Below are 305 nucleotides of genomic sequence, written 5' to 3' on the forward strand. Positions count from 1 at the left end.
CGTTCGATCTCAAGAGCATTATCATCTTTGATCTCGGTTTGGGCAGCTCCAAAATTTACTTTTAAATACCCAATGACCTGTTCTCCTGACAAAGCGAAGTAGAACTCAGAATTTTCATCAGCTAATTCGGTACCGATCTTTTCTACAGACAATTCTTGCTCCAGATATTCCTGAATGTCGTCTGGATCATTGTCGGCAACAAAGGTGTCCCTAAAGGTCTGCTCCCCGATCTGTTGTAAGGTGTCGAGGTCGTTGATCGTGACCTTCCTTATCTTGATTTCCTGCATAGATTTATGATCTAAATT

The 305-nt window shown here is 41.6% G+C and carries 1 pseudogene; it reads right to left on the minus strand.

The window, feature by feature from the left end:
• A pseudogene (locus HC175_RS22660) lies at positions 1-287 on the minus strand (GNAT family N-acetyltransferase); the annotation flags it as partial.
• Positions 288-305: the final 18 nt, after the last annotated feature.

The sequence above is a fragment of the Salinimicrobium oceani genome (assembly GCF_012037645.1).